The following is a 21,184-nucleotide window of genomic DNA, read 5'->3' as shown; positions in this document are numbered from 1 at the left end:
GTCAGTACCCCAGGACCGTGGGCAGCCAGAGGACGATTTGCGGGAAAAAGGCCATCAAGATGATGACACCGACGGTAACGGCACAAAAGGGCAGGGCCTTCCAGGAGATTTCCTCCAGGGAGATATTGGCGATCCCCGAGGCAATAAACATGTTCTCCCCGAGGGGTGGCGTGGAAAAGCCCACCCCGCAGCAACAGACCAGGATAACGCCGAAGTGGATGGGGTCCACTCCGAGAATGGTCATCACCGGCAGCAGAACCGGGGTGACGATCAGGATGACGGCCAGGGTTTCCATGAACATGCCGATGAACAGCAGAAAGAGAATGACCAGAATGAAGATGACGTGCACGTCCGAGGTCAGGCTGAGCATTCCCTGGGCGATCATGTCTGGAATCCGGTACTGCACGAGAATTCTTCCGAAGGCGAAAGCCGTGAACATGATCACCAGCACCCGACCGGTCAGCCAGGAGGTCGTGGTCAGAGATTTCTCCAGGCCCGCGAGGGTAATCTCCTTGTAGATGAAGATACCGACGAACAAGGTGTAGAAAATGGCCACAATGGCTGCTTCGGTGGGTGTGAAGATTCCGGAATAGATCCCGCCTAGAATGACCACCGGGGCGAGGATGGCCCAGAAACCGTCCTTGACGGCTCGCAGGAAACGTCTCAGGGAAAAGGCTTCCATGTCGCTGCTGTAGTCGGTTCCCCGGCAGCGCAGGTAATGGACGAGGATCAACCCCATGGCGATCAGCAAGCCGGGGATGACGCCGGCAATGAACATCTTGGTGATGGATTGCTGGGCCGTGATGCCGTAGATGACCATGGGAATGCTTGGCGGGATAATGATGCCGATGCCTCCGGCGGTGGCCGTGGCCGCGCCGGCATAGCCCTTGTCGTAGCCCTTCTTGATCATGGCCGGGATCATCAGCATGCCCACGGCCGCGGTGGTGGCCGGGCCGGAGCCGGAAATGGCCCCGAAGAACACACAGGCCAGGGTCGTGGTGATGGCCAGGCCCCCGTGGACCCTGCCCACCATGGTCTCGGCAACATGCACCAGCCGTTTGGAAATCCCGGCGCAGTCCATGAGCGCCCCGGCCAGGACAAAGGCGGGCAGGGCCATGATCGGAAAGGAGTTGACGGAATTGAAGGCAATCTGGACGATACTGGAGAGATCCGTGCCCACATAGAGAAAGGTGAGCATGGCGGATACGCCCAGGGCCACGGCAATGGGGCTACCAAAGAGCAGCAGGAGCACGAAAGACCCGAAAAGGATGGTTGCTGGGGACATTGTGCGCTCCTTTTAGGTGCTCGGCTTCTCGGCCAGTTGCTTGAATTCCTCGGGGTCGACCTTGTCCACGTCGCCGATCTCTTCCTTGAGGACGTGCTTGATGTAATTGACCTGGATGATGCGCAGGGTCATCAAGGCGAAGCTGATGGGAAAAATGTAGTAGACATGAGCCATGTTCCAGCCCAGGGCAGGGGAGTGGAAGGCAAAGAGCTTCATGTTGTTGATGACCTTGATGCTTTCATGGATCATGGTCAGATTGAAGCCGATCCAGATCAAATCGGTGAATATCTGGGAATACTTGCCAACCTCCGGCCGAAACAGCTTGAACTGCAGGGTGACCCTGTTATGGGCCGACAGTCTGGCTGCATAGGAGGCTCCGAAAAATACGAACCAGACAAAAGAGAAGCGGGAAATTTCCTCGCTCCAGGGCAGAACAATGTTGAATACGGCGCGCAGGGTTATCTGCGCGAAGAGAATGGTGACGAAAAATGCCAGGAGAACCTGACAGATGTACCGCTCCAGATTGTCGAGGACGTGCAATATTTTTTTTGCCACCATGATGACTCCCGAAGGTTAGCGGTCCGATGAACAATTGCCGACTACCGATTATCCAGGTGTTTCCCAAGGCGGAGCTGGATGGTGTCAATGACCTGCCTGCCGCCGACGGAGTCGTAAAACCTGGGCCAGACCGTTTCCCGGGCAATGTCCTTCCAGGTTTCCTCATCCTCCAGGGAGCAGATGGCGATACCCATTTTTTCGGCATGCATCCGCGCCTTTTCCGCTTCGTGGATTTGATGGACCTGGTAGTACTGCTGGGCTTCCAAACCGGCCCGCGTCAGGATCCTCCGCGTGTCGTCGTCCAGGCTCTCCAGTGTTTTCGTACCGATGATCATTGGCGACAGCTTGTACTGATAGTGGGTCAGGCTGACGAATTTCTGGACTTCCAGGAACGGCATGTATGGTGCTTCCTGGCCGTCCACCACACCTTGCTGCAAAGCGGTGTACGTTTCCTCCCAGGCCATGGGCACAGGGGTGGCGCCCCAGGCGGAGAACGTCGCCAGGGTGATCCTGTTTTGGGGAACACGGATTTTCAATCCCTTAAGGTCCGCCAGGGTGCAGACAGGGCGCCGAGAGTTGGTCAGATACCGGAAGCCCGAGTGGGCCCAGCCCAAAATCTCGAACCCGCCCCTGCTCTTGCCTGCGTCGTTCCAGAAATTGCCGAGATAGCCCGTCGTGGCCCTGATCGCTTCGTCCTGGCTCTCGATCAGGTACGGGTAGTGCAGGGCCTCGAAATGCGGTACGAACGACGCCAAAGTGGCTGTGCTGGCAATGGCCATGTCCAGTGCGCCGGAGCGAACATTTTGCACCATTTCCTGTTCCGTCCCCAGCGTTCCGCCGGGAAACAGCTGCACGTCGATATTCCCTTCTGATACCGCTTCGACAATCTCCTTGAATCGTTGGGCCAACTTTCCCTGATCCGAATCCAGAAGGTCGCCGATCCCCACATTGATGCTCTGCGTGGCCAGGGCAGTGGTCGGTCCCACGAGACTCAACACAATCGCGGATACGGCAACTAGGGCCAATTTCCTGAACAAGGCGATCTCCTTCAGTTGGGAAGATGGTTGTACGATAATGATCGGCAGTCCTGAAAAACCGGAGTGATGATCACTCTCGAGAATCCATGTGACCGCCAAAAACAAATATGTCCGTTGTCGATACGTGAGAAAAATAGGGGCGACCGCGGGTCGCCCCTACTTACCTGGAAATCACCCCATGTTCACAGGGTGGTCAACATCAGAGATTACTTGCCAAGGTGCTTGCGCATGGTGTCGATGACTTCCTTCCCACCGACAAAGTCGTAGTATTCAGGCCAGACTTTTTCCATGGCGATTCTCTTCCACTCTTCCTCGTCTTCCAGTTCACAGACCTCGACGCCGGCAGCCTGCATGGCCTGTTTGGCTTTTTCAGCTTCCAGAACCTGAAAGAGCAGCCCATACTGCTGGGCTTCGATGCCGGCCCGGATAATGATCGCCCGGGTTTCATCGTCCATATTGGCCAAGGTGTTCACGCCGATGATCATGGGCTGCAGGGAGTACTGGTAATGGGTTTCCGTGATGTAATCCTGCACTTCGTGGAAATTCATGGTGTAGTTGACGATATAGGGATTTTCCTGACCGTCCACCACGCGCTGCTGCAATGCGGTGAAGGTTTCGGCCCAGGCCATGGGCACCGGGTTGGCGCCCCAAGCGGTGAAGGCAGCCAGGATGACCCTGTTCTGCGGAACGCGGATTTTCAGGTCCTTAATGTCCGCCAGGTTGCAGACCGGGCGGCGGGAGTTGGTCACGTAGCGGAAGTTCGAGTAGGTCCAGCCCAGGATCTCAAAGCCGCCCTTTTCCTTGCTGATCTCGTTCCAATACTTGCCAAGATAGCCGGTGGTCGCCTTGACCGCGTCGTAGTGGGTCTCGATCAGGTAGGGGTAGCTCAGGGCAGCGAACTGGGGCACAAAGGGAGCCATGTTGCCCACGGCCGTGATGGCCACTTCCAAGGTTCCCATGCGGACGTTCTGGAGCATTTCCGTCTCCGCGCCCAGGGCACCGCCGGGGAAAAGCTCCACTTTAATCTCACCGTTGGACAAGCCTTCCACAGCCTCCTTGAAACGCGTGGCAAAAGCGCCCTGGTCCGAATCAATGGGATCCCCCATGCCGACCTTGATAACCTTTTGGGCCGAAGCGCTGCCCGCCATCATGCCGAGGAAAAAACACAAACACACGACCATCATTGTAACTTTCTTAAACATCTCGGTCCCTCCACATCGTTACTGGTTGATTTGTCGTCCATCTCCGCGAAAACATCCACATGGAGACGACACCATCGACTTGAAGCGCTTCACCTCCTCTCTCTGTTTGTGTTGATATTGGTGTGGGCAGGTTTGGCCATCTCCGTTGATGAAAACACACACTGACATGTGCCTCCCCAATCAAGGGGCAAAATTTTTACGCCCCAGCTTTAATGGAAAACGCAAAGACGGGATTGTCCTTCAGCGCTGTCTTTGCCCTGTAAACTTAAATATTAAAATAATCCTTATACACCTTGATCACGTCAGCCTTTGTCACATTCCGGGGATTCGTGAGCTGCATGCCTGACGACAAGGTTTCATCCGCCATTTGGGACAGCTTTTCCTCGGTGACAAGCGTCGTGTCGATTTCAACGTTCATATCAAGATCATCCAGCAATCGTTCCACAGCGTATACGCCGGACTCCGCTTGATCCAGCATGCTGTTTCCGAAAACCGCCCCTTCCAACAACAAGGCCATTTCACGGTATTTTTCAGGGCAGGCAAGCAGGTTGAAGCGCATCACCGCCGGCATCAGTACAGCGCAGGCCGTGCCGTGGGGCAGGTGAAAGTGGGCGCCCAACGGGGAAGCCATGGCGTGAACCAGGCCAAGACGGGCGGTATTGAAGGCCATGGAACCCATGGAGCTGGCCTGGAGCATGCCGCCAGCGGCCTCGGTATCCGCGGGGTCGGCGACAAAGCGGCGCAGATACTTGCCCACGAGGATAAAATTTTCCCGGCAGTAGGCATCCGTGAAGTGCGTCGCCCACTTGGAAACAAATGCTTCAGCGCAATGGGAGAGCGCATCCATTCCGCTTCCCGCGGCCACATGGGACGGCAGGCTTGAAAGCAGCAGCGGATCAAGCAGTGCAACTTTCGGGATTTGCATGGAGCTGCGGAAGGAGAATTTGTAGTTACGCTCTTCATCGAAGAGCACCGCACCAAAGCTCAGCTCGCTGCCGGTTCCGGCTGTGGTGGGCACGGCAATGGAAGGCAAGGGTGGATTGCTGTATTTTTCAGGCCCTTCGTAGGCTGGCAGCGGCCCCTCGTTGGTGGCCAGGCAACCGACGCCCTTGCCGGTGTCCATGGTGCTTCCGCCGCCGACCAGCAGCAGAATGTCGCACTGTTCGCTCTTTTGCAGCTCCGAGGCTTTCACAACGGAACTCAGCGTGGCATTCACCTCCACCTGGTCGAAGACGGCAAACGGCAAATTCTCCTTCTTCAGGGAGTCCAGAACGCCCTCCAGCAAGCCCGCCTTGACGACTCCAGGGTCGGCGACAACGAGGACCTTGCTCCCCCTGAGCGCCTTGACCTCCGCGCCTGCCGCAGCCGTAATCCCGGCACCAAACTTGATTTTCGTGGGGCAATACAGATCAAACGGCCTGTCTACGCTCATGATTCGCTCCTTTTCTTGTTGTGATGTGGTTTCGTGTACATGTGCATCTTGTAACTGCTCAAAAAGGCTGGGCATTGTCTGAAAGCTCCATTGCCTCAATTATTGAACAGTTACCGAATCTTCAACCATCCAGATTGTTGTGGACGTGAAAATCCCAGTTCTCGCCCGGGCAAAATTTCCTGAGCCGCCAATCGCAGGATCGGGCATGACCTTCCATGCCCTCGACCCTGGAAAGTCGTGAGGCAACGGCGCTGAATTGCTTGTTGGCCGCCCTGTCGATTTCCTGATACGTGCTGATTTTTAAAAATTTATGCACGCTCAGTCCGCCGCTGTGTCGGGCGGCCTTCCTGGTGGGGAGGATGTGGTTGGTTCCGGAGCACTTGTCGCCATGGGCAACCGAGCTGCCTTCGCCAAGAAAAAGCGATCCATAGGAACGTAGATTGTCCAGCCACCAATCCAGATCCTCGGCCATGACCTGGACATGCTCCGGGGCGTATGCATCGCAAACCCGGCACAATTCGTCCCGGTCCGCACAGAGGATGATTTCGCCGTAGTCGGACCAGGCGGTTCTGGGGACATCCGGAACGGGCATGTCCGCGATCACTCTGGGCAGCAGGTCCAGCACCTGGTCCGCCAGTTCGCGGTAATCCGTGAACAGCCAGACTGGTGAATCCGGACCATGCTCCGCCTGGGAAACGAGGTCCACGGCAACGGTCATGGGATCCGCGTTCTGGTCCGCGATGATCGCCGACTCCGTGGGCCCGGCATACACATCGATCCCGCAAGCCCCGCTCCCGGCCAGCAGGGCCTTGGCCTCGGCCACGTAGGCGTTGCCCGGCCCCACGAGGATGTTTGCCGGCCTGCCCGTAAAAAGGCCGTAGGCCATGGCCGCGACGGCCTGTACGCCACCGAGCTCGAGAATCACATCCGCACCGGCCAGGTCCATGGCAAAGGCCACTGCCGGGTCGATGCTCTCACCGCGAGGAGGAGAGCAGGCCACCACAAAGGGCACTCCGGCGGCCTTGGCCGTGGCCACGCTCATGATGGCCGAGCAGGCATGGGCGAATCGCCCGCCGGGAACATAGCATCCCGCAACGTCCATCGGCAGAACGCGCTGCCCCAGGCGCACCCCGGGGAAGGAGTTAACCTCGAAATCTCGAATGCTTTCGCGCTGCCGCAGAGCGAAGCTGCGGACCTGTTCGTAAGCAAAGCGGATGTCCGCTCTGACCTGCTCCGGGACAGCGGCAATCAAGTGCTGCTTTTTATTCTCTCTGAGCACGAACTCACCGGACCAACCGTCAAATTTGGCGGCCATCTCGCGGATTGCCAATTCGCCACGGGCTCGGATGTCATCCAGCATGGGCGCAACTGTTTTACTGATCTCTGCGCCGTGGTCTTCAGCCGATTTCCGCGCTTTTTTTATGTATTCCATGAGGATAAAGTCTCTGTTTCATATGCCGAGAGATACGGGGATTCTTCGCAAGCCAGCCTCCATCCACCTTGTATTTCAAGCCTTCACTTTCTGCTTAGAGAAGGTCAAAATAAATGTCAATATTTTATAAAATATTTATTAAATTTTCTTGAATCTTTTTTTATATTAAGTCATTCTTAACTTTGCCCTGCACCTAGTGTAATGACCGGAACGTCCAAGGACGGCAACGCTTCCGGCTCGACGTGGCGAATCCTATGGTTCATTGCGCCGGTTGAGTGGTCCGGAAAATTCAAGCTTGCGGATAGGGGATGGTTCAGAACAGCCGGGCATTTGGCGGTCGAGACATGCCTTGAGAAACCCCATGCGGATGCACGGTCTGCCGTAGGGGCGGTTCGCGAACCGTCCCTCCACCCTCGGCACTGGAGAGCATGTCGGGTACCCGGAAAGCGTCACTGTGTTTCTGTCAGAATGATCTATCGCTGAAGATGCTGTGGAGAAGAAGTGGAAGAAAAAAACTGCGAAATGAAATCCCTGGCTGCCTACCAGCGGATCAGGGACATGGTCATCACCAGGGAGAAACTCCCTGGAACGCGGCTTGTGATCTCGGAGTTGGAAGAGGAGCTGGGAATCGGCAAGGGGCCGATCCGGGAAGCTTTAATGCGTCTGGACCGATCCGGCCTTGTGCGCAATATTCCCTATAAAGGCGCGGTGGTGGCCGAGTCTCCGCGGATGCGGGAGATTGAAATCATCTATGAAATGCGGGTCAAGCTGGAGACGACTCTGGCCCTGGAGGCCATGTGCAATATGGATGAGTCAGGCATTGCCAAGCTGGAATCCATGTTGGCGGAAATGCAGCCGGGATTGGACCTTCAGGCCCTCTACCATCTGGACCGCCAGTTTCACTCCCTGATTTACGAGTACTCAAGGCTGACCCATCTCTGCCTGGTGGTGGACAAGCTGATGGAGTCCGTGGATATCTTTCTGGTCAATCGCCCCCGGGACGACAACGATCTGGCGCGAATGCACGAGCAGCACGCCCAGATTCTGGAAGCCCTGAAAAAGAAGGACGAGGCCATGCTCAAGGAGATTTTCAAGCAGAATATCAAGAACGGGCTGCGGCTGATCAAGAAGGTCTACAGCCGATTCATGTTCCATTAGTTGGACCAAGCCCCGTGCTCATGAATACCTGGTCCGATCTCGGTGGATGTCTGGTCCGATCTCGGTGGATGTCTGGTCCGATCTTGGAGGATGTCTGGCCCGATCTCGGTGGACACAGGGTCCGACCTCGTTTCAGAACCGTCGGATATTGTAGACGGATCGACCCTCGGCAATGATCACCTCCGGAGCGGTGGTGGAGTGGACCACGGTGGAGACGTTCCCCACCCGGTTGCCCAGCATCCTGATCCGGGAGTGGGCGATGATGTCGCAGGCCACGGCCGGCTTGAGGTAGTCCACGCGCAGGTCGATGGTGGCGACCCGGTCCTTGATGCTGCCGGTGCTCCAGACCGCGAATCCCCCGCAGGTGTCGATCAGGGCGGAAATCACTCCGCCGTGCAGGGCTTGGCGGCGGGCATCGCCCTGGAGTTCCGGCCTGTACGGCAGGAGCAGGCGACACTGGCGATCCCCGAGGTCCAGGAGTCGGATGCCCAGATAGGCATTGAAGGGGATGCCTGTTTCGATCAATTCGCGAAACGCCTGCAACGCTTCCGGATTCATACCAGCCTCGCTTCATATGTCATCCCAGTTCCAATCAACGATTCTCTTTCGGTGTCGGTGTCGATATCGGCATCTGGGTCGAAATCAGGATATAGCCGAACAAACAGTTTCGATCCCGATACCGACCCCGATGCCGACCAAGAGAACTGCATTATTTTAAGAGGATAACGCATTACCGAAGGAGGGTTGGCGTTACCGGATCCACCGATTTCGTGGCGGTTCCATGGAAAATATACCCTGCCAGCCACCACTTCCGGACCACGGTGGTCTCCAGGGCGGTCAATCGAAAACCGCTCCGGGTCAGCAAGCCCGAAACATCCCTGTTCAGATGGCATCCACCGGCCAACCGCTTCCAGATCGGGGTCAGCCGGTCCTGCCAGCGGCGCACGGCTCGGTCCGGCGCCGCGCCGTGCTCGCAGAAGATCAGCGTCCCTCCCGGCTTGAGCACCCGGTACATTTGCCGCAGCCCCTCTTCGGGCGAAGCGACGCTGCAAAGCGTGAAGGTCGTGACGATGGTGTCCATGCTTGCGCTCTCCAGCGGAAGCTCTTCCACGCTCCGGTCGATCCAGTGTGGAACGACCGGCCCGGAACGGGCCGCGTGGGCGGCGATGCGGAGCATTTCCGGAGACGGATCAAGCCCCCAGAGTTCGGTTACCACAGCCGGGTCATAGTAGGGCAGATTCAGGCCCGAGCCGATTCCGACCTCCAGAACGCGGCCCTGGGCCGGCGGGATGATCCGCGCCCGCAGGCGACGGATCGGCCCTTTGCCGCAGGCGGCGTGAATCAGCCGGGGAAGAACGGTGCTGGCGTAGAATCCCATGATGGTCTGGTATGGTGTCGGAGCTGGACCGCATCCACGAACGAAGCCGACGACGGTCTCGATCCGGTCGCGTCCGTCATGCCCGTCATGCTTGTCAGATTCGTCATGTCCCGCAAAACGTCTTGTAGGCTCCGGCCGAGGGGGGAGGCGGCAACCGGTAGTCGGAATCGATCGGCTCGGCGTAGGGCTGGGCCAGGACGTCAAGGAGTCGATGCGTCACGCGCAGGTCGCCGTGGTCCACGGCGGCTTTCAGGGCCTCCTCCACGCGGTGATTGCGGGGGATCACGGCGGGATTGGCGGCGCGCATCCGTTCACGGACGGACGGCATGGCTCCCGAGGATTCCGGCTGTCGCTTCAGCCGCGCTTGCCAGCGCTTCAGCCATTCCGCGAAGGCCTGGTCCTGGAACAGCGGCAGGCGTTCCGGATGGTCCGCGGCCAGATCGCGCAGCGTGTTCGTGTAGTCCAGCCGATTCCGATGCATGTGCGTCAGCAGATCCTGGACCAGGGCGGCGTCATCCTCTTCGGACGTGATCATCCCCAGCTTGGCCCGCATCCCCGTCAACCAATGATCGCGGTAGACGTCGGGGAACGATTCCAACACCTCGTTGGCCAAGTCAACGGCTTTTTCCCGGCTTTCATCCAGCACCGGCGCCAACGTCTCGGCGAAACGGGCCAGATTCCACTGGGCGATCCGGGACTGATTGCCGTAGGCATAGCGGCCCTGCTGGTCGATGGAACTGAACACCGTGGCCGGATCGTAGGCGTCCATGAACGCGCAGGGGCCGTAGTCGATGGTCTCTCCACTCAAGGCCATGTTGTCCGTGTTCATCACGCCGTGGACAAATCCGACAAGCATCCACTTCGCCACCAGCGCGGCCTGGCGCTCCATCACGGCCCGCAGGAGGGCCAGGGGCGGGTTGTCGGAGGGTTCCAACTCGGGGTAGTGGCGGCGCAGGGTGTAAGCCGCCAGTGTTCGGACATGCTCCGCCGCGTCCCGGGCCGCGAGATACTCGAACGTGCCCACGCGAATGTGGCTGGACGCGACACGGGTCAGAATCGCCCCGGCCAACTCTGTTTCCCGGACCACCGGCTCCCCGGTGGTCACCACGGCCAGGGCGCGGGTGGTGGGAACGCCCAGGGCATGCATGGCCTCGCTGATGATGTATTCCCTGAGCATCGGCCCCAGCGCGGCCCGGCCGTCGCCGCGGCGCGAATACGGGGTCTGCCCGGAGCCTTTGAACTGGATATCGAAACGCTCGCCGCGCGGAGTGATCTGTTCCCCCAGGAGGATCGCCCGCCCGTCGCCGAGCATGGTAAAATATCCGAACTGGTGCCCGCCATAGGCCTGGGCGATGGGCTCCGCGCCGACGGGAAGGCGATTGCCGGAAAAAACCGCCGCGCCGTCCTGAACGGAGAGAATCTCTCCGTTCAGTCCTAAAAACTCGGCCAAAGGACGATTCAAAAGCACCATGCGCGGCTCACGAACCGGAACCGGACGCAGCCGGGAAAAGAAGACCTCCGGTAACCGGGCATAGCTGTTGTCGAAGCGCCATCCGGCAGGGTCCGTGGCAAGTGTCCTCGACGCTTGATCATGCGTGCCCATGTCGCTCTTTTGGATCAACGGATTATTTTGCATTTCGGAACTATGCATCGTCAATTCGAGGTGTCAATGTAGTTATGGTGATTTTTTATCTCAGCCGTAAAGAGCCTCCATGCTGAGACATGAGTTTTTTCTTGACTTCCCAACCTCTCCTGGGGAAATAAGCGCGTTCATGTTTTCTTGCCGGGTCCGCCCGTAGGGGATAGAGGGTCGGGCTGTCTCGGTATGCGGAAATGGTCGTGCATGTTGATTGTCCACCTTGTTACCGATTGGAGGAGCAGATGAAAGGCAAAATACTGGTTTTGGCGGCCGCGGCGGTCTTTTTCTGGACCGGGACCGCTTTGGCGGACGTCCTGGAAAACATCAAAGGCAAGGGCTATATTTCCTGCGGCGTGGCCGGCAGGGTGCCCGGATTCTCCGTGCCGGACGAGCAGGGCGTCTGGAAAGGCCTGGACGTGGACTACTGTCGGGCTCTGGCCGCTGCCGTGTTCAACGATCCCGAAAAAGTCCGCTTCGTTCCCCTGACCACCACCGAACGCTTTACCGCGGTGCAGACCGGCGAGGTGGACGTCCTTTCCCGGAACACCACCTGGACGTTCCAGCGGGACGTGGAACAGGGCATTGATTTCGCGGGAATCATCTTTTTCGACGGCCAGGGCTTCATGGTCAACAAGAACCTGGGCGTGACCAGCGCCAAGGATCTGAACGAAGCCTCCATCTGCATCCAGATCGGCACGACCACGGAAATGAACGTTTCCGACTATTTCGCGGCTCATGGCATGACCTACAAGCCCGTGGTCTTCGAGAGCGCGGACGAGGCCACGGTGATCTACGACACCGGACGCTGCGACGTGTACACCACCGACGCCTCCGGGCTGGCCGCCCGGCGGACCACGCTGTCCAACCCGGACGATCACATCATCCTGCCGGAAATCATTTCCAAGGAGCCCCTGGGTCCCTCGGTGCGCCAGGGCGACCCCCGCTGGAGCAAAATAGCCCGCTGGACCCTCTTCGCCCTGATCAATGCCGAGGAGCTGGGCGTGAATTCCCAGAACGTGGATGAAATGCTGGAATCGGCCAATCCCAACGTCAAACGGCTGCTCGGCCAGGAAGGCAATTTCGGCGAACAGTTCGGACTGACCAATGCCTGGGCCTATCAGATCGTCAAGCATGTGGGCAATTACGGCGAAATCTTTGATCGCAACGTGGGACCGACCACGGCCTTGAAGCTGGAACGCGTTCAAAACGACCTCTGGACCCGCGGCGGTCTGCTCTACGCTCCCCCGATCCGCTAAGAAACTCCCTGAAACGTATACAGGTCTAATGGTTCAGAATTGGTTGCGGATATACGCCATTCTTGCCATGCAGTAGGGGCGACCGGCCGGTCGCCCCTACACCTGGACATGAAACCAGGTATGAACGACTCCATAGCCCTTTCCCATGTCCGCCCCCGCGTCTAAAATTCCTCTTGGGACACCTCCCTCTGACCCGACTCGCCCTTCCCGGCTGGCCGCTCTAGCCGGGCTCGCGAACAACCCCGCGTTTCGGTCCGCGTTGGTCCAACTGCTGGTCTTCGCCGCGGTGGTCGCGGGGCTGATCTGGGTGGTCTCCACCACGGCGGACAACCTGAAGCGGGCCGGGATTTCCTCGGGCTTCGGTTTTCTGGGCCAGACCGCGGGTTTCGAGATCAGTCAGACCCTGATCGAATACTCCCGGACCAGCACCTATGCCCGGGTATTTTGGGTGGGTCTGTTGAACACCCTGCTGGTCTCGGTGATCAGCATCACGGCCTCCACCCTGATCGGCTTCGTGGTGGGCGTGCTCCGGCTGTCCTCCAATTGGCTGATTTCAAGCTTGGCCGCCGCGTATATCGGCCTGATCCGGAACATCCCCCTGCTTTTGCAGATTCTGTTCTGGTACATTGCCATTCTGATGCCGCTGCCCGGCCCCCGGCAAGCCTACAGTCTTTGGGAGACCTTCTTTCTTTGTAACCGGGGACTTATTCTGCCCCGACCCGAATTTCATCCCGGCACCTGGCTGATCCTGTTATTCGCCGTCCTGGCCATTCCGGCCGTGGTCGCCCTGACCCTCTGGGCCAGACGCCGCCAGCGCCTGACAGGCCAAAGATTTCCGACCTTCGCGGCCTCCCTGGGCCTGCTGGTGGTCCTGCCTCTGCTGGGCGCGGCCCTGGCCGGATTTCCCCTGACCTGGGTGATCCCGGAACTGCGCGGCTTCAATTTTCAAGGCGGCATGACCCTGCTGCCGGAACTGACCGCCCTGATCCTGGCCCTGACCCTGTACACCGCCGGATTCATCGCCGAGAACGTCCGTGCCGGTATCCAGTCCGTGGACAGGGGCCAGGAGGAGGCCGCAGCGGCTCTGGGACTGCGGCCCGGCACGATCATGCGTCTGGTGGTCATTCCCCAGGCCATGCGGGTGATCATTCCGCCCCTGACCAGCCAGCACCTGACCTTGGTCAAGAATTCCTCCCTGGCCGTGGTTATCGGCTACCCGGATCTGATCTCGGTCTTTGCCGGCACGACGTTGAACCAGACCGGGCAGGCCGTGGAAATCATCGCCATGACCATGCTCTTCTATCTGACCGTGAGCCTGCTGATTTCCCTGTTCATGAACTGGTACAACAAGCGGATGGCCCTGAAGGAGCGGTAGTCCATGTACGTAAAGACCACCCGCCATCCGGACCTGCCGCCGCCCCTGTCCGAGGTCGGGGTTCTGGGCTGGCTGCATAAGAACCTGTTCTCCTCCTGGCTGAACTCGCTGATGACCCTGGCCGCGGCGGGCCTGCTCCTGGCCGCCCTGCCGCCGATACTGAACTGGGGTCTGTTCTCGGCCAACTGGATCGGCCAGACCAGGGACGCCTGCCTGCCGCCCCAGGGCAATCCGGACGGCGCCTGCTGGGTGTTCATCCGGGTCCGCTTCGACCTGCTGATGTACGGCTTTTATCCCCAGGCCGAGCGCTGGCGGGTGGTGCTGACCTTCCTGGTGCTGGTAGGGCTGGGCGGACCGTTGGTCCTTTCCACCCTGCTGCCTTTCCGGGAGCGGATCAAGCAGGGCCTAGTGCTGGACCTGGTGCTGGTCCTGCCGCTGGCCGTGGCGGCCTACAGCCTCGTGTTCCACGGCATGCTCCCGGGACTGGCGGTCCTGGTTCTGCTTCTGGCTCCGGAACTGCTTGGCCGGGCGTTCAAACGCAAGCTGCTCCCACCGACCATGCTCCCCTGGCTGCGTCAGGCCGTGCTCATCGGCGTTCCGGTCCTGGTCTGGTTCGTGACGAGCCAAGCGATGCAGGCTCTGGACCCCGGCGCGGCCGGCCCCCTGGCTCTGGCAGCGGGAGGCTTGGCCTTTCTCACCTTTGCCCTGTCCGGGCAGTCCGTGACCTCCTGGCGATTCGCCCTGCTGTTCACCATCTATCCCTGCGTCGCGTATCTACTGCTCCTGGGTGGAGGGCTGGGTCTGCCCCTGGTGGAGACCGACCGCTGGGGAGGGATGTTCCTGACCCTGGTCATTGCCGGGATCGGCATCGCCGTCTCCCTGCCCGTGGGCATCCTCCTGGCCCTGGGGCGGCGCAGCCGGATGCCGGTGATCAAGGCCCTGTGCGTCAGCTTCATAGAGTTCGTGCGCGGCGTGCCCTTGATTTCGGTGCTGTTCATGGTCTCGGTGATGCTGCCCCTGACCCTGCCCCAGGGCGTACATTTCGATAAATTGCTGCGCGCCCTGATCGGGGTATCCCTGTTTTACGCGGCCTACATGGCCGAGGTGGTCCGGGGCGGCCTGCAGGCCATTCCCAAGGGCCAGTACGAGGCGGCCGAAGCCCTGGGCCTGCGCTACTGGAAGTCCATGCGCCTGATCATCCTGCCCCAGGCCCTGCGGCTGGTCATTCCGGGCATCACCAACACCTTTCTGGGCCTGCTCAAGGACACCACCCTGGTGGCGGTGATCAACCTGATGGACATTCTGGGCATTCTGAAAAGCGCTGTGGCCGACAGCAACTGGCTGGGCTACACCAAGGAAGCCTATGTTTTCGCGGGACTGGCCTTCTGGCTGCTCTGCTTCGCCCTGTCCCGCTACTCCATGCACCTGGAGAAGCGGCTAAAGACGGACAGATGACGGACAGAAGACGAAGCGAATGATGAAACGTTGAGGAACGGAAGAACGAAATGGAAATGAACGAAACCGCGCCAACGGACATGGTCATCCGAATCGAGAGCCTGCACAAGTGGTTCGGACCCTTTCACGCCCTGAAGGATATCCATCTGGACGTGGCCCGGGGCGAACGGGTGGTGATCTGCGGCCCCTCGGGCTCCGGAAAATCCACCCTGATCCGGTGCATCAACCGGCTGGAAATTCATCAGCGCGGACGGATTCTGGTGGACGGGATCGAGTTGACCGACGATCTGAAGCGCATCGACCGGGTCCGCCGGGAAGTAGGCATGCTCTTCCAGAATTTCAACCTGTTCCCGCACCTGACGATTATGGAGAATTGCACCATGGCCCCGATCTGGGTGCGGCGCATGCCCCTGGAGGAGGCCCGTAAACAGGCCATGCACTACCTGGACCGGGTGCGCATCCCGGATCAGGCGGACAAGTATCCGGCCCAGCTCTCCGGTGGCCAGCAGCAGCGGGCGGCCATTGCCCGCTGCCTGTGCATGAGCCCGAAGATCATGCTCTTCGACGAGCCCACCAGCGCCCTGGACCCGGAAATGATCAAGGAAGTCCTGGACGTGATGGTGGATCTGGCCAAATCCGGGATGACCATGCTCTGCGTGACCCACGAAATGGGCTTTGCCCGGGAAGTGGCCGACCGGGTGGTCTTCATGGACGGCGGGGAAATCATCGAGGCCAACACGCCGACGGAATTCTTCAGGAATCCGCGCACGGACCGGGCCAAGCTGTTTCTCTCCCAGATCCTTTCGCACTGAATCCATTTTGCTTTCAAGAAGATATACTTGGATCAACCGGGCGAGTCCGGATCGAAATCGAAATCGAAATCGGTGTCGAAATCGAAAAAAGTCAGGCATCACAATGTATTGAATTGTTTTTGTTCAAGAACGATTTCGATACCGATTTCGATTTCGATACCGATTTCGATTCAGAGCAAAAGCCGGCCGCGAATCTGGTCAGAACGCCTGACCGTTGAAAATACAGGCCGCTCCGATCACCGCCAAAATCGCGCCCAGCCAGGCCGGACCGGCCGGGCGCTGGCGGGTGGCGACCCAGAGAATGGGCAGGATCAGCACCGGGGAGGTGGCGGACAGGGTGGACACCACTCCGGCCGTGCCCCGGGCCAGGGCGGCCAAAAGAAAGGTCATGCCCAGAGCCATGCCCACAAGGCCGCTGAGCGCGGTCAGACCGGCTATTTTGGGCGTGATTTTGGCCGGAGAATGGAACATGGAGGCCGGCAGAAGCAAGGTTGCGGAGAGGGCCAGGGCAGCGGTACCCACGCGCAGGGCCGAGGCCGCCACCGGGTCCACTCCCGAGGCCAGAACGGGCTTGGCGATGATCGTGGACACGGCCTGGCACAGGGCGGCCCCAAGACCAATGAGCACGCCCACGGCCAACCGGCCGCGGACCTCCTCGAAAGCATGCCGCGATGCCGCCTCGCTCCTGAAGTGGATGGCCATGACCACCCCGATCATCACCAGGATGCATCCGGTCAGAGTGAGCGGGGACATCCGTTCGCCCAGGATGAGGATGCCCAGCAGCGCGGTCATGGGCGCGTTGGTGGCGAAAAGAATCCCGGAGCGCCTCGGCCCCAACCGGCGCAGGGCCGCGAACAGGGCCGTGTCCCCCAGGAAGATGCCTATCATGGCTGAGACCACCAGCACCGAGGAGTGCTCCAGGGTCAGGCTCCACCAGCCCCCGGTGACCAGGGCGGCCAGGGCGAGCATCACGAAGACCATGGACATCCGCAGGCGGTTGAAGGGCAGAGCCCCCAGCTCTCGGGCCGGAAACAGGGCGATCAGCCCACCGAAGGACCAGCACAACGCGGCGCAGAGCGCCAGGATTTCAGCGGGAACCATGTTGATCCTTTCCGGGCCCAAGAGGCCGCAGGGGGGGCCACGGGGGGGATGCCGCGGGGGGAAACAGCGGCACAACCCTTGAAGACAAACCTATCAGGTTATCGATAAACTCAAGTTTGGCGGGCTTCCTACGCCCAACCACATCAACCGTCAACGACGCTTTCGCGAGGAATCAATGCGAATCGGTATTCCCAAGGAAATCAAACCCCAGGAAGGACGGGCGGCTCTGCTGCCCAGACAGGTTCAACGACTGACCCAGGCCGGACACGCCGTGCTCGTGGAATCCGGCACGGGTCTGCTGGCCCGCGCCTCGGACCAGGATTACGCCGCGGTGGGGGCCACGGTGCTGCCAACGGCCAAGGAAGTTTTCGACTCGGCCCGGTTGATCATCAAGGTCAAGGAGGTTCTGCCGCCGGAATACCCGCTGCTCAGGGCTGAACATATTATCCTGACCAATATTCACGCGGCCATGAACAAGGAGGAATTGGACGTTTTTCTCCAGGTCGGGCTGACCGCGATATCCGCTGAGAACACGCACCGCTTCGGCTCGCCCAACTGCGTCCTGGCCGGAGAAGTGGGCGCGTTGGAGGCCGTGCGGCTGTGCCTGGCGACGTATGGCGGCACGGGGCGGCATTTCATGGGCCACTTCGGTGAACCAGCCCTGAAGGCGCTGGTCCTGGGGCTGGGCAACGTGGGTCGCGGGGCCGTGCGCACCTTGCTGGGACTGGGGGGCACGGTGATCGGGCTGGATGTTTTCGAGGGTGCGCGCAAGGCCGCGGCCCTGGACTGGCACGACCGAAGCCTGCATGTGGGCGATGTGACCGAACTGGAACGCCACCTGGAGGACGTGGACGCGGTGGTCAACTGCGTGCTCTGGCCCAAGGAACGGCCCGACCACCTGATCACCCGGAAGATGCTGGGCCGGCTCAAGCTCGGGGCCGTGATCGTGGACATTTCCTGCGACCGGGCCGGGGCCATCGAGACCAGCCGCCCCACCACCTGGGCCGATCCGGTCTACGAGGTGGACGGGGTGCGCCATTTCTGCGTGGACAACATCCCAGGCGCTGTCCCGGTCACGGCCTCGGCCGGATACGGCGAAGCCCTGCTGGACAAGATCCTGGCCATTGCGGGCAAAGGCGTGGTTCAAGCCTGCAAGGAAGATCCCTGGCTGGCCCGAGGCCTGACCTGCGCCGGGGGCACGCTCCTGCTGGAAGAAGCGGCCCGCTACCAGCAGCGGGACTTCACCCCGGTCCAAACCTGGCTGGAGGCCCAACCGGCGTGATCTTGGCTCTGGGCGGCGGGTCGGCCACCAGGAAACTTTCGCCTGTTCCTCGTCCGGACGAGGAACAGGCGTCCAATCCCCTCTCCCGCTTTTCTCACAGCCAGGTCGGCGAATGTGCTTCGTTTTGTGTGGCCTAAGCTGCTCCCCATTTTGCGAAAGACTTCGGAAAGAGCTCGATATGCTTTCCTTCTGGTCCGTAACGAAAGACCTTTCAATTCTGGATATTCTCTCCAAATTCCAACAAACCAACCGGCTATGACGAATATGACCACGGACCCGGCCCGGATTGCCCTGAGCATACGTCAACCTTGGGTTGAGCTGACCCTCCCTGGGGCGCAAGGCCATCGAGATCCGTTCATGGACGACCAGGCACCGGGGGCCGCTGTGGTTGCACGCCGGGATGACGCGGGAAAGAAAGCTCTTGCAGCGGTTTCGCTTGATCGAGAAGCAGTTGGCCTTTGGCGCGCTCGTGGGCCGTTGTGAACTGACGGACTGTGTTGAGTTCACTCCCGAGACCTGGGATCAGTAGCACGGCCGCCATTACCCCGCCCCTTCAGCAAATACCGGCGACGTTTGTCCTCGGGAAATTTCTCGATGGCGTACCGGAGCATGGTTCTGGGCATGTGCTGGTGGTGGCGTCGCAGGAAATCCTCTTCCGCGTCCAGATCCCGCTTGCCGATTTCCCGGAGCATCCAGCCCACGGCCTTGTGGATCAGGTCGTGGGAGTCGGAAAGGAGGAGTTCGGCGATCCGCAGCGTCTCGTCGAACTGGTTCTTCTTGATGAAGTGAAAGGTGGCCATGACCGCGATGCGCCGTTCCCAGATGTCGGCGGAGCGGGCCAGGTTGGAGAGCGGGGCGCGGCTTTTGTCCCAAAGGTGGGCGCCGACCACGTGTTCGGCTGAGACGTCGACGAGGTCCCAGTTGTTGATATGGCGCGTGTTGGCGAGATACAGATCGAAGATTCCCCGCTTCTGGTCGGCGGTCCCGCGCTGATACCGGCCGATCAGAATCAGCAGAGCCAGGAGACGTTCCTCGTGAATTTCCGAGGTCAGGAGGGCTTGCGCGTCGGCCAGGGGCATTGCCCGGAACATCCGGGCAACCTTGCGGGTCGCGGGAACCCGGACGCCGAGGAACCGATCCCCTTCCCCGTATTCACCGGGACCGGTCTTGAAAAACCGTTGCAGGATTACCGCGTCCGCTTCGCTGGCGAACCCCCGGAGTGCGTCGCGGGCTTTTTGAAGCATGTTCCGTCTAAATTCTCTGCGAGAAGTCGGCGCTTGCGCGGGCTTTTACATGGAAGCCCCGCCTTTTTTCTCGCCCCGCGCCGCCTGATGCTGCGCGGCCTGGTACATAAAGGTTCGGATAGCCACTTCGCGGTTGGGTTGGATGGCTCCGTCGTAGGAGGCGTCCAGATAGGGGACGTTCATTTTCAGGAGCAGGGGCTTGAGGATGGCCGAGGTGATGGTGCTGGGCATGCAGGTGAAGGGGAAGACGTTGACCACGCCGTCGAAGTTGTCGTGGACGTATTCCAGCGCCCCGCCGATGCTCAGGGCCGCCTCGGTGCCGATGTCGAAGGTGAACAGGCTGTCGTTGTCCAGCTTGTCCTCCACCGTGGTAATGGCGTGGTCGCCCTGGATGTCCAGGTGCTCCTGGGCCTTCTTGTAGACCTGATTCTGCCGCCAGCCCTGCCAGGCCATCTCGATCCGGCTGTCCGCCCATTTCCGGGTGGCGTCCACCAAAGCGCCGACGTCCATTCGCTTCCAGGCCTGCCGCCAGTCCTTGCTGATGTTCCGGTGCTGCTCGAAGCTCACGTAGTTCACCCACTCGCCCAGGGAGGCGTCCACCACCTCCGCGCCAAAGCGCTCCAGCTCTCCGACAATGTTCTGGTTGGAATCCGGATGGGTGCGCAGGTAGATTTCGCCGACAATGCCGATCTTCGGCTTGCGCGGCTTGGCCGGATCGATGAGTTCCCTGGCCCCGGCGGCGATTTTGCCCAGCAACTCGTACAGGGCGTTGAAATCCCGGGCCTCGCCGCGGCGCTCGATCAGCTCGATCATCTCTTGCAGGGCCTTGGCCATGTAGGCGTCGGTAGCCCCGGGATCGCGTTCGTAGGGTCGTACCCGCCAGGTGATCCGGTCCAGGACATCGGCCAGGATCGTGGCCACGTAGGCCAAGCGACGGAACAGCTTGGCCTTGTCCCCGGGCAGCACCCCCGTGGAGGCGTAGCCGTCCGCCGTGGACATGTAGAGAATGGGGATGTCCTTGAATTCCGGGAAGCGGTCCAGGACCAGGCGGTGCATCTTGTTGTACATCCCGAAGCGACAGGGACCGTCGGCCTCGGGCATGAAATAGACGTACTGGGTGACGTCAAAGGCCTCGCCCAGCCGCTTCTTCTCCTCCTCCAGAAAACCGAGAATGTCCCCCAGGGTGACCTGGCAGGGAAAGCACTCCTTGCCGGAGGTGAACTCCTTGCCCAGGTGCAAATGGGTGTAGGTGGGCATGACCACGGCCGGAACCCCGAAGGCCCGAAAGCTGGCGGCCAGCAGCCGGGAGCCGATGGGGGCCATGTCCGGGACCAGAAGGGTCCTGCCGGTAACGTCGAACCGGCCGACCTGCTGGGTCATCCGTTCCGCGAACGAGGAGGTTGGTTTGTCGGGGGGCATTTCCATGGTGGTGTCCGTTGTCTTTTAACTGTTTGCTCGTTGGGATGGTTTCGAATTGATCGATATGGCGGGGATGGGGTGGTATCCGTAGGGCACGGCGCACCGTGCCCCTACCGGGG

Annotated in this window: 19 protein-coding genes; 7 read left to right on the top strand and 12 right to left on the bottom strand. The window is 60.2% G+C overall.

Going from position 1 to position 21,184, the window contains the following annotated elements; genetic code table 11:
• Nucleotide 1: 1 nt before the first annotated feature.
• The 6 genes from DESLA_RS0112625 to hisD all read right to left on the bottom strand — a co-directional run bounded on the left by DESLA_RS0112625 (nucleotide 2) and on the right by hisD (nucleotide 6,946).
• Nucleotides 2-1,285 (bottom strand): TRAP transporter large permease, encoded by a 1,284-nt coding sequence (locus DESLA_RS0112625; RefSeq protein ID WP_028572732.1) that lies wholly within the window; start codon nucleotides 1,283-1,285, stop codon nucleotides 2-4.
• A gap of 12 nt (nucleotides 1,286-1,297) precedes the next feature.
• Nucleotides 1,298-1,843 carry a TRAP transporter small permease gene (locus DESLA_RS0112620; protein ID WP_028572731.1) on the bottom strand — a complete coding sequence of 182 codons (546 nt, stop codon included), beginning with the start codon at nucleotides 1,841-1,843 and terminating at the stop codon, nucleotides 1,298-1,300.
• 41 nt (nucleotides 1,844-1,884) lie between these two features.
• Nucleotides 1,885-2,880 (bottom strand): TRAP transporter substrate-binding protein, encoded by a 996-nt coding sequence (locus DESLA_RS0112615; RefSeq protein ID WP_028572730.1) that lies wholly within the window; start codon nucleotides 2,878-2,880, stop codon nucleotides 1,885-1,887.
• Nucleotides 2,881-3,086: 206 nt separating this feature from the next.
• On the bottom strand, nucleotides 3,087-4,082 hold the full coding sequence (locus DESLA_RS0112610; RefSeq protein WP_028572729.1) for a TRAP transporter substrate-binding protein: 996 nt from the start codon (nucleotides 4,080-4,082) through the stop codon (nucleotides 3,087-3,089).
• A gap of 265 nt (nucleotides 4,083-4,347) precedes the next feature.
• Nucleotides 4,348-5,514, bottom strand: a complete 1,167-nt coding sequence (locus DESLA_RS0112605; protein ID WP_028572728.1) for an iron-containing alcohol dehydrogenase — start codon at nucleotides 5,512-5,514, stop codon at nucleotides 4,348-4,350.
• A gap of 121 nt (nucleotides 5,515-5,635) precedes the next feature.
• Complete coding sequence (hisD, locus tag DESLA_RS0112600; RefSeq protein ID WP_028572727.1) at nucleotides 5,636-6,946, bottom strand: histidinol dehydrogenase; 1,311 nt, start codon at nucleotides 6,944-6,946, stop codon at nucleotides 5,636-5,638.
• A gap of 501 nt (nucleotides 6,947-7,447) precedes the next feature.
• On the opposite strand from hisD, the gene DESLA_RS0112595 reads away from it, so the two are divergent.
• Complete coding sequence (locus DESLA_RS0112595; protein WP_028572726.1) at nucleotides 7,448-8,104, top strand: GntR family transcriptional regulator; 657 nt, start codon at nucleotides 7,448-7,450, stop codon at nucleotides 8,102-8,104.
• A 132-nt stretch (nucleotides 8,105-8,236) separates the two neighbouring features.
• On the opposite strand, the gene DESLA_RS0112590 is transcribed toward DESLA_RS0112595, so the two are convergent.
• From DESLA_RS0112590 to DESLA_RS0112580, 3 genes are all read right to left on the bottom strand, one after another.
• Nucleotides 8,237-8,662: a PaaI family thioesterase gene (locus tag DESLA_RS0112590; RefSeq protein ID WP_028572725.1), complete on the bottom strand. Its 426-nt coding sequence runs from the start codon at nucleotides 8,660-8,662 to the stop codon at nucleotides 8,237-8,239.
• Nucleotides 8,663-8,834: 172 nt separating this feature from the next.
• Complete coding sequence (locus DESLA_RS0112585) at nucleotides 8,835-9,482, bottom strand: class I SAM-dependent methyltransferase (RefSeq protein ID WP_028572724.1); 648 nt, start codon at nucleotides 9,480-9,482, stop codon at nucleotides 8,835-8,837.
• A 103-nt stretch (nucleotides 9,483-9,585) separates the two neighbouring features.
• Nucleotides 9,586-11,085 (bottom strand): protein adenylyltransferase SelO, encoded by a 1,500-nt coding sequence (locus DESLA_RS0112580; RefSeq protein ID WP_028572723.1) that lies wholly within the window; start codon nucleotides 11,083-11,085, stop codon nucleotides 9,586-9,588.
• Between the two features lie 278 nt (nucleotides 11,086-11,363).
• Here DESLA_RS0112580 and DESLA_RS0112575 point away from each other — a divergent pair, with 278 nt between their 5' ends.
• From DESLA_RS0112575 to DESLA_RS0112560, 4 genes are all read left to right on the top strand, one after another.
• Nucleotides 11,364-12,377, top strand: a complete 1,014-nt coding sequence (locus DESLA_RS0112575; RefSeq protein ID WP_028572722.1) for an amino acid ABC transporter substrate-binding protein — start codon at nucleotides 11,364-11,366, stop codon at nucleotides 12,375-12,377.
• A 145-nt stretch (nucleotides 12,378-12,522) separates the two neighbouring features.
• Nucleotides 12,523-13,752 (top strand): amino acid ABC transporter permease, encoded by a 1,230-nt coding sequence (locus DESLA_RS0112570; protein ID WP_084032051.1) that lies wholly within the window; start codon nucleotides 12,523-12,525, stop codon nucleotides 13,750-13,752.
• A gap of 3 nt (nucleotides 13,753-13,755) precedes the next feature.
• A complete protein-coding gene (locus DESLA_RS0112565; RefSeq protein WP_028572720.1) occupies nucleotides 13,756-15,207 on the top strand; it encodes an amino acid ABC transporter permease in 1,452 nt (483 codons plus the stop codon).
• Between the two features lie 50 nt (nucleotides 15,208-15,257).
• Entirely contained in the window at nucleotides 15,258-16,019 is a 762-nt protein-coding gene (locus DESLA_RS0112560; protein WP_028572719.1) for an amino acid ABC transporter ATP-binding protein, read from the top strand.
• A 198-nt stretch (nucleotides 16,020-16,217) separates the two neighbouring features.
• On the opposite strand, the gene DESLA_RS0112555 is transcribed toward DESLA_RS0112560, so the two are convergent.
• Nucleotides 16,218-17,120, bottom strand: coding sequence for a DMT family transporter (locus DESLA_RS0112555; protein ID WP_028572718.1), 903 nt, complete (start codon nucleotides 17,118-17,120; stop codon nucleotides 16,218-16,220).
• Nucleotides 17,121-17,295: 175 nt separating this feature from the next.
• Here DESLA_RS0112555 and DESLA_RS20355 point away from each other — a divergent pair, with 175 nt between their 5' ends.
• Nucleotides 17,296-18,402 (top strand): alanine dehydrogenase, encoded by a 1,107-nt coding sequence (locus tag DESLA_RS20355; protein ID WP_051434654.1) that lies wholly within the window; start codon nucleotides 17,296-17,298, stop codon nucleotides 18,400-18,402.
• Nucleotides 18,403-18,790: 388 nt separating this feature from the next.
• Entirely contained in the window at nucleotides 18,791-18,931 is a 141-nt protein-coding gene (locus DESLA_RS23795; RefSeq protein ID WP_492207364.1) for a hypothetical protein, read from the top strand.
• Here DESLA_RS23795 and DESLA_RS20350 read toward each other — a convergent pair.
• A complete protein-coding gene (locus DESLA_RS20350; protein ID WP_051434653.1) occupies nucleotides 18,906-19,646 on the bottom strand; it encodes a DNA alkylation repair protein in 741 nt (246 codons plus the stop codon). The two genes, DESLA_RS23795 and DESLA_RS20350, sit on opposite strands and share 26 nt — an antisense overlap.
• Before the next feature lie 45 nt (nucleotides 19,647-19,691).
• Nucleotides 19,692-21,071 carry a CoA activase gene (locus tag DESLA_RS0112540; protein ID WP_028572717.1) on the bottom strand — a complete coding sequence of 460 codons (1,380 nt, stop codon included), beginning with the start codon at nucleotides 21,069-21,071 and terminating at the stop codon, nucleotides 19,692-19,694.
• Nucleotides 21,072-21,184: the final 113 nt, after the last annotated feature.

The sequence above is a fragment of the Desulfonatronum lacustre DSM 10312 genome, from assembly GCF_000519265.1.
GTDB classification, from domain to species: Bacteria; Desulfobacterota; Desulfovibrionia; order Desulfovibrionales; family Desulfonatronaceae; genus Desulfonatronum; species Desulfonatronum lacustre.
This window is presented reverse-complemented; position numbering and strand designations above follow the sequence as displayed.

Coding starts and splice junctions, on each gene's coding strand:
- DESLA_RS0112605 (WP_028572728.1), bottom strand. CDS start 5,514: ATGAGCGTAGACAGGCCGTTTGATCTGTATTGCCCCACGAAAATCAAG.
- DESLA_RS20350 (WP_051434653.1), bottom strand. CDS start 19,646: ATGCTTCAAAAAGCCCGCGACGCACTCCGGGGGTTCGCCAGCGAAGCG.
- DESLA_RS0112625 (WP_028572732.1), bottom strand. CDS start 1,285: ATGTCCCCAGCAACCATCCTTTTCGGGTCTTTCGTGCTCCTGCTGCTC.
- DESLA_RS0112575 (WP_028572722.1), top strand. CDS start 11,364: ATGAAAGGCAAAATACTGGTTTTGGCGGCCGCGGCGGTCTTTTTCTGG.
- DESLA_RS0112565 (WP_028572720.1), top strand. CDS start 13,756: ATGTACGTAAAGACCACCCGCCATCCGGACCTGCCGCCGCCCCTGTCC.
- DESLA_RS0112590 (WP_028572725.1), bottom strand. CDS start 8,662: ATGAATCCGGAAGCGTTGCAGGCGTTTCGCGAATTGATCGAAACAGGC.
- DESLA_RS0112555 (WP_028572718.1), bottom strand. CDS start 17,120: ATGGTTCCCGCTGAAATCCTGGCGCTCTGCGCCGCGTTGTGCTGGTCC.
- DESLA_RS0112560 (WP_028572719.1), top strand. CDS start 15,258: ATGGAAATGAACGAAACCGCGCCAACGGACATGGTCATCCGAATCGAG.
- DESLA_RS0112540 (WP_028572717.1), bottom strand. CDS start 21,071: ATGGAAATGCCCCCCGACAAACCAACCTCCTCGTTCGCGGAACGGATG.
- DESLA_RS0112580 (WP_028572723.1), bottom strand. CDS start 11,085: ATGGGCACGCATGATCAAGCGTCGAGGACACTTGCCACGGACCCTGCC.
- DESLA_RS0112570 (WP_084032051.1), top strand. CDS start 12,523: ATGTCCGCCCCCGCGTCTAAAATTCCTCTTGGGACACCTCCCTCTGAC.
- hisD (WP_028572727.1), bottom strand. CDS start 6,946: ATGGAATACATAAAAAAAGCGCGGAAATCGGCTGAAGACCACGGCGCA.
- DESLA_RS0112585 (WP_028572724.1), bottom strand. CDS start 9,482: ATGGGATTCTACGCCAGCACCGTTCTTCCCCGGCTGATTCACGCCGCC.
- DESLA_RS0112610 (WP_028572729.1), bottom strand. CDS start 4,082: ATGTTTAAGAAAGTTACAATGATGGTCGTGTGTTTGTGTTTTTTCCTC.
- DESLA_RS0112620 (WP_028572731.1), bottom strand. CDS start 1,843: ATGGTGGCAAAAAAAATATTGCACGTCCTCGACAATCTGGAGCGGTAC.
- DESLA_RS20355 (WP_051434654.1), top strand. CDS start 17,296: ATGCGAATCGGTATTCCCAAGGAAATCAAACCCCAGGAAGGACGGGCG.